6 protein-coding genes are annotated in these 6,465 nt (G+C 67.5%); 3 read left to right on the top strand and 3 right to left on the bottom strand.

The features are described 5' to 3' along the window. Window positions 1–2,211 (bottom strand): hypothetical protein (locus GX414_15375; GenBank protein ID NLI48483.1); only part of this gene is annotated, 2,211 nt, incomplete at its 3' end. A 232-nt stretch (window positions 2,212–2,443) separates the two neighbouring features. Here GX414_15375 and GX414_15380 point away from each other — a divergent pair. The 3 genes from GX414_15380 to GX414_15390 all read left to right on the top strand — a co-directional run bounded on the left by GX414_15380 (window position 2,444) and on the right by GX414_15390 (window position 4,962). Continuing rightward, window positions 2,444–4,093, top strand: coding sequence for a glycosyltransferase family 2 protein (locus GX414_15380; GenBank protein NLI48484.1), 1,650 nt, complete (start codon window positions 2,444–2,446; stop codon window positions 4,091–4,093). 104 nt (window positions 4,094–4,197) lie between these two features. Continuing rightward, window positions 4,198–4,698 (top strand): hypothetical protein, encoded by a 501-nt coding sequence (locus tag GX414_15385; protein NLI48485.1) that lies wholly within the window; start codon window positions 4,198–4,200, stop codon window positions 4,696–4,698. 30 nt (window positions 4,699–4,728) lie between these two features. Continuing rightward, on the top strand, window positions 4,729–4,962 hold the full coding sequence (locus GX414_15390; GenBank protein NLI48486.1) for a hypothetical protein: 234 nt from the start codon (window positions 4,729–4,731) through the stop codon (window positions 4,960–4,962). A 98-nt stretch (window positions 4,963–5,060) separates the two neighbouring features. Here GX414_15390 and GX414_15395 read toward each other — a convergent pair whose 3' ends face one another. After that, entirely contained in the window at window positions 5,061–5,441 is a 381-nt protein-coding gene (locus GX414_15395; protein NLI48487.1) for a cobalamin biosynthesis protein CbiX, read from the bottom strand. Between the two features lie 72 nt (window positions 5,442–5,513). Then, window positions 5,514–6,465, bottom strand: a 952-nt coding sequence (gene sucB / locus GX414_15400; GenBank protein ID NLI48488.1) for a dihydrolipoyllysine-residue succinyltransferase, incomplete at its 5' end; no start/stop codon positions are given.

A 6,465-nucleotide genomic window follows, 5' to 3' on the forward strand; every position in this document is an offset into this window, starting at 1 on the left:
CCAGGTCGAGAGCCAGAACGGCGGATGGACCGTGATGGGCAGGGACGCAGTCTCGCTCCAGATGCCCGATTCGTTTACTGCCTGGAGCAGCAGGCGCAGCTGGCCGGAGGGAAGGTTGGTGTAGCGCAGCTCGGCGAGCTGACGGACCGGCAGCCACTCGTCCTCGAGCCCCTCGAGCCGGGCCCGGTAACCGACGCGGTTGCGGTTGCGGAACGACAGCACGGCCACCTGGAAGGTGACCGACCGCTCGTTCCACTGCAACTCCAGCGACCGGGGGAAGTCGAGCCGGCGGTCGGGCAGGTCGGCCGATTCCACGACGAGGCTCGGCGGGATCGTGTTGGGATAGTGGCGGTCGGGATCGTACTGGGACAGCCCGTCCACGGTGCCGATCCAGATCTCGCCGTTGGTGTCGCAGAGAAAGCCGTACTGGTTGGTCTCGTAGCCGGCCAGCCCATCCTCGGGCGTGAAGCTCTCCACCCGGCCGTCGGTGCCGATGCGCGATACGCCGCGGGTGGTGCCTACCCAGATGTTGTGGCGCTGATCCTCGCCGAAAAAGTAGACATGATGCGATGTCAGGCCGGGCTGGTCCTTGAGGAGCCGCCAGCGCCCGTTGCTGTCCATGACCGCCAGTCCGGCGTCGGAACCCACCCAGAGGCGGCCGGCGCTGTCTTCGAAGATGCTGTTGATGTAGGTCTGCCGTGACAGCGGCGGCGGATCCGCCAGCTTGACGACGCGCTCACCGTCGCAAGTGTACACGTCGGTTCCCGCCGTCGCCCAAATCCCACCGGCCTGGCGAGGGCAGAAGTGGGCGCAGAAGGTCAGGGGTTCGCCCGAGGCAGTGCTCTTCCAGGTGCGCCAGCGGCCTTTTTCATCGCGCATGACCAGTCCGCCGGTGTCGCTGCGCCCGCACACCCAGAGGCGGTGTTGGTGGTCGAGCACCGCGTCCCACAGTTCCGCCCGAGGCACGGGGGCGTCGGGGGGCATCGCCTGGATTTGGCGTTGTCCGCGGGGCCGGTAAAACAACGAGGTATCGGTGAGAATCCATAGCCCTCCGTCGGCGTCCGGCAAAGCCTTCCAGACCCACTCGGTGTCCAGCCCGTGGTCCAGACCGATGGTCTCCAGGACCTTCGAAACCGGCCGGACCTGGTAATGGACCGCCCCGCTCAGCGTGCCCAGCCAGAGGGCGTCGGGGGTGGGGCTGGAGGCGATGCCGAAGACGCACGCGCTGGGCAGCCCCTGTTTGAGCCCGTGGTTGCTGAGCGCCACGCCGCCCAGGCGTGCCAGCCCGTTGATGTCGGTGCCCACCCAGACGTTTCCCTCGCGGTCCTCGTAGGCGAAATTTACGACGTTGGATGGCAGCCCCATGTCGGTGTTCCAGTGCTGAAACTGCTGTTCGCCCGCGCGGCGGAGGAACAGTGCTGAATCACTGGTGCAGATATACAGCGTTCCTGAAGGCGCAGTGTAGATGCGGTAGATGCTCCGGCCGGTGACCGCGCCCGACTCCAGCATCGACTGCCAGCCGGCGGCGTCCTGCCGGTAGACGCCGCGCGTGTTGGTGCCCAGCCAGATGCCGTCACCGGCGGTGGCGACGGTGCGGAGCTGGTTGCGGGGGCAGGGGATGTTGATCGACTGACACCCGCGGCCGGGCTCGTACCGCCACAGCCCCTGGTCGCTGACGATGAGAATCGCGTTTCGATCCGAGGCCAGATCGTAGATGAGTTGATGGCCGAGACCGGCCGGCGCCGGTTCAGCCCGGAACGTCCCTTTCGGCACCCGGTAAACCCCCTGGTCCGTGCCGATCCAGACGGCGCCGTCGCGGTCTTCGAGCAACGCGCGGCAACGCGGTTTGCTCAGCGTCAGGTCGGCGATGGGCGTCAGCCGGCCGTCGCGCAAGACCACAGTGCCGCCGGCGGTGGCCACCCAGAGAGTGCCCGCACTGTCCATGAGGAGTTCCTGAATTCGGGCGCTGGGCAGACCGTCGTCGGTGGTGAAATTGTGGAACCGGTTGCCGTTGTACCGGGCCAAACCACCCCACGTGCCCACCCAGATGTAGCCTCGGGTGTCCTGCACCATGCTGGCCATCTGGGACTGGGGCAGCCCGTCCCGCAGGGTCTTGACATCGAAGGGGAGCACCTGCGCGCCTGCGAGCGTCAGCGCGCCTTCCAGCAGCAGCAGGACGAGTCCCAGGCGGCAGGGCGGTCTCGTGGTCATGGTCGGCCTCCCCGGTGATTGATCGAATCGGGAACGGTGGTTCCGCCCTCTGGGCGGATGGCAATCGTGCAGGTTGTCATGACTCCTCCATTGTAACAAGGCGGCGGCGGGTTGGCAAAGGTTTGCCCCTTGCGCGACGCGGGCGCGTTGACAGCCGCCGGATGGTTTCACTACAATCAGGACGCCTTTCTTCGACCACGGCTTTCGGATTCCGGCTCCCTGGGAGCGAGAGGTGGATGTCGGCGCGGTAAACACGGAGCGAGTCACCCACTTCGGCCGGTATTACCTGCTGGCGATGCTGGCCGGCGGGGTCGTCCTGGCCGTGCTGATCCGCCTCGGCCATCCGCTGGACTGGAGCCGGATGACGTGGCGCCCGGCGGGCGGGTTGCTGCTGGCCGTCGCCGTGGGCTTCATCCTGCGCAGCGCGCGGCGACGAATCGTATTCGGAGCCACCGTCGCGTGGCACCAGGCCATCGCGTTCGAGGCCATGATCCAGGTGGTGCAGATCGGCAGTCCGTGGATGCCGCTCCGTTCGTTCGAGACGGAATTCCTGGTCCGTGAACTGGGCGGAGCCAGCCGGGAGCGGATCCGGCGATGGCTGACCGCCCGCGATGCGGGCACGTGGGTGACCGTTACCGCGGGACTGGCGGTGGCGGCCGCTTTGTTCGGCTCCGTCTGGAGCGCCGCGATCCTTGGTGTCCTGGCCGCGGCGCTGCTCGGCGCGGCGGCGATTCGGAGCGGCGAGCCGGCCGCGGTGCTCAGGAGCGTGCTGGCAGGCCTGGTCTGCTGGGGGGGGGAAGGCTGGCTCTTTGTCCACTTCGCCGCGCCGGAGCCGGAAACAGCCGTGGCATGGACCATGTACCTCTTCTTCACCGGGCTGGCGGAGGTTTCGCCCGTGCCGCTCGGCCTCGGCGTGCTGGAACTCCCCGCCCTGCTGGCGTGGCCCGGCGTGGGCGCGGCCCTGGTTCCGCTGCTGGTGTTCCACGCCGCCCGCCTCGTGGTGCTTGCGCCGCTGTGCGTCCTGTTCTTGCATCGGTTCAAATTCACCGCCGGTGATCTACTGAGTCCGGCGGTGATCCTGGCCCTGAGGCACAGCCAGCGGCCGCCCGGCGGCTGGCCATGGCCGGAAGGCGACGGCGACGACGGCCCGCTGATCAGCCTGGTCATCCCGGCCTACAACGAGGAGAAGCGGCTGCCCGCCTTCCTGGACAGTGTGGCGGCGTACATGGGCCGCTGCGGCTACGCCATGGAAGTGGTGGTGGTGGACGACGGCTCCTGCGATGGCACCGCGGACATCATGGCGGCGTGGACAACCCGGGACGCCCGGTTCCGTCTGTTGCGGCAGCCCTCCAACCAGGGGAAGGGGGCGGCGGTACGGCGCGGCATGCTTGCAGCGCGCGGCCGGTATATCGTATTCGCTGACGCCGACGGCGCCACCCCCATCGGGGAGCTGGACCGCTTCCGTCCGGCAATGACGGAGAACATCGAGGTCGTCATCGGCTCGCGGCGGCTGGTGTCGGCCGCTGTGCGACGCGAGCGGGAGGGATTCCGCGAGATGATGGGCCACGCCTTCTACACCGTGGTCAACCTGCTGGCGGTGCCCGGCATTCGCGACACCCAGTGCGGATTCAAAATGTTCCGGCGCGATGCCGCGCGGCGTCTCTTTGCATGGTCCACGGAGAACGGTTGGGCGTTCGACGTGGAGATCCTGTATCTGGCCCAGCGGGTGGGATACGCTGTCGAGGAGGTGGCCGTCAACTGGCGCGCCGTCGAAGGCTCCAAGATCAGCCCGCTGGCGGACTCCCTGCGCATGTTCCTGGCCGTGTTCCGGATCCGCGCCCGCCAGGCCGGCTTCCTGCGCCATCGGCAGGCCGGACCCTGAACCCGCCGGTCCGCCCGCAGCCCCTTTGCGACGGCCCACTGTTGACGCACCGGCGCCCGTCCCCTACAATACAACCAGGCCCGCAAAATCAGGAGTGCCGCTTCATGGAGCACGACAACGAGAAGGGCATGCTGTTCTACCCGAATCCTCTCGATCAGGGGGTGGCACGGGCTCCCCGGCTGCTGGTGGTGACCCGCTGTTTCTGCCCCAACGGTCACGATCTGGTGAGCCGCCGGGCCAGCTTCAACAACCATCCCGGCATCCTGCTGCGGGTGCGCGGCCGGGCGGGCGAGGGCCAGGTGGCGCTGAGCCCCATATACGGTGAGAAGTGCCGGGTGGCGCTGGACGTCGAGCTGGAGGACGGGGATATCCTCGAGTTGTCCTGTCCCGTCTGCGGCACGGCCCTGCCCGCCTACGCGCCGTGCCCGTGCGGCGCCCGCCTCCTCACCCTGTTCCTGTCGCCGCGCGTCGACTACTCCAACTGCATCGGGATCTGCAACCGGGTTGGGTGCGTGAACGCCGAAGTCAAGCGGGAAGGGGAACTGATCGTCCTCTCCATGCTCGGTGCTGACGCGCTGCCGGAATCCGGCGGTGGACCGAAGTGATCCCGGCGTGGTGACGGGAGCGAGCCGAACGTGACTCACAAAGAAACCCAGGCGGAGCGCCTCGCACGGCTGGAGACGGCCTTGGCGGAATTGGCACAGGATAACGAGCGCCTGTCGGACGAGGTGGAAGCGCTTCAAACCGAACTGCAAACCGTCCTGGAACTTCAGGCCGCCCTGCTGTACGCCCTCCGGGAAGACGAAGATCTGCAGCCGGTTCTGGATGCGGTCGCCGCCGAGCTGCGGCGGCGGCAGCAGGCTGATTGACGGGGCATCATCGACAGAACACCAGATTCAATTGCGGCCCGCTGGCACAACGCCAAGAGGCTCCGATGGGTATTGCAACGCCTTCCTCATCGAGTGAATCAGGCGCGATGCTGCAAGTCGCGGATGATTTCTCTGAGCACTTTCTGGAAGCGCGGGTGCTCACCCACGGGTGGCAGCACCCGAATGGCGACACCGGGGTGGACCTGGCGGGCGGCCTCGACCTGGGCGGGGATGTCCGTGGCGACGTGGCCGCCGCCTGACATGAAGAGGGGGAGGATCGCGATCCGCCGCAATCCGCGCCGCCCGGCCTCGGCCACCGCGTCGGCGAGCGTCGGGGGGATGAACTCCATGTAAGCCAGCAAGGGGCCACGCGCGTTCAATTCGACCGCCAAGTCGCGGACCAGATGTTCGAACGGCTTCCGCCACCGGGGATCGGGGCTGCCGTGTGCCAGCAACAGCAGGCATTCATCGTTGGGCATGGATAACTCCCAGTGCGGAATCCCAAAATATACAGGTTCCGGAACCACCGATACGTTCTGGGCAAGCGGTGCTCAGAGGTGCAGCCATTCGACTGTCGAGTTCTCCAGTAGCTCCTTGACTCGGATGACGAACGTGACCGACTCGCGACCATCGATGATCCGGTGGTCGTAGGACAGCGACACGTACATCATGGGCCGGATCACCACCTGTCCGTCGACGGCGACGGGACGGTCCTTGATGGTGTGCATCCCCAGGATAGCCGACTGGGGGTAATTGATGATGGGCGTGGAGATGAGCGAGCCGAACACGCCGCCGTTGGTGATGGTGAAGGTGCCGCCGGACATCTCGTCCACCGAGAGCTTGCCGGCGCGGGCCCGCTCGGCCAGGGCCTGAATGGCGGCCTCCAGCCGGGGCACGTCCAGGAGGTGGGCGTCGCGGATCACCGGCACCACCAGACCCTTGGGTGTGGACACTGAGATGCCGATGTCGCAATATTCCGGATACACGATATCGGCTCCGGAGACCTGAGCGTTGATCACCGGCATCTCCGCCAGGGCGCGACAGACGGCCCACGTGAACAAGGACATGAACCCCAGCTTCACCCCATGCTTCGCCGTGAACGCCTCCTGGTGACGGGCGCGGAGATCCATGACCGCCGACATGTCTAGCTCGTTGATGGTGGTGAGCATGGCTGTCTCGTTTTTGGCCGCCACCAGCCGGCGGGCGATGGTGCCGCGCAGGGTGGTCATCCGCTCGCGGCGGACGGGGCGCTGGTCCGCGGCCGGCGCCGCGGGTTGTTGCCGGGCCGGGGTCAGCGCCTCCAGCACGTCCCGCTTTGTCACCCGGGCGCCGGGGACCGCCGTGATTCGGTCTGCGGAGACGCCGGCGTCGGCCAGGAGCTTCCGGGCGACAGGAGTGAAACGGGTTCGGCTTGACTCGCCAACGGCCACGGCGGGCGGGGCGGGAGGTGCAGCCGTGGCGGGAGCCGGAGACGCTGCATCGGCGGCGCGCGGCGGCGCGGCG

The sequence above is a fragment of the Acidobacteriota bacterium genome, assembly GCA_012517875.1.
Lineage (GTDB): Bacteria > Acidobacteriota > JAAYUB01 > JAAYUB01 > JAAYUB01 > JAAYUB01.

Bases quoted from the DNA above. Each gene is read 5' to 3' on its own strand.
- GX414_15385 (NLI48485.1), top strand. From the start codon at position 4,198: ATGGAGCACGACAACGAGAAGGGCATGCTGTTCTACCCGAATCCTCTC.
- GX414_15395 (NLI48487.1), bottom strand. From the start codon at position 5,441: ATGCCCAACGATGAATGCCTGCTGTTGCTGGCACACGGCAGCCCCGAT.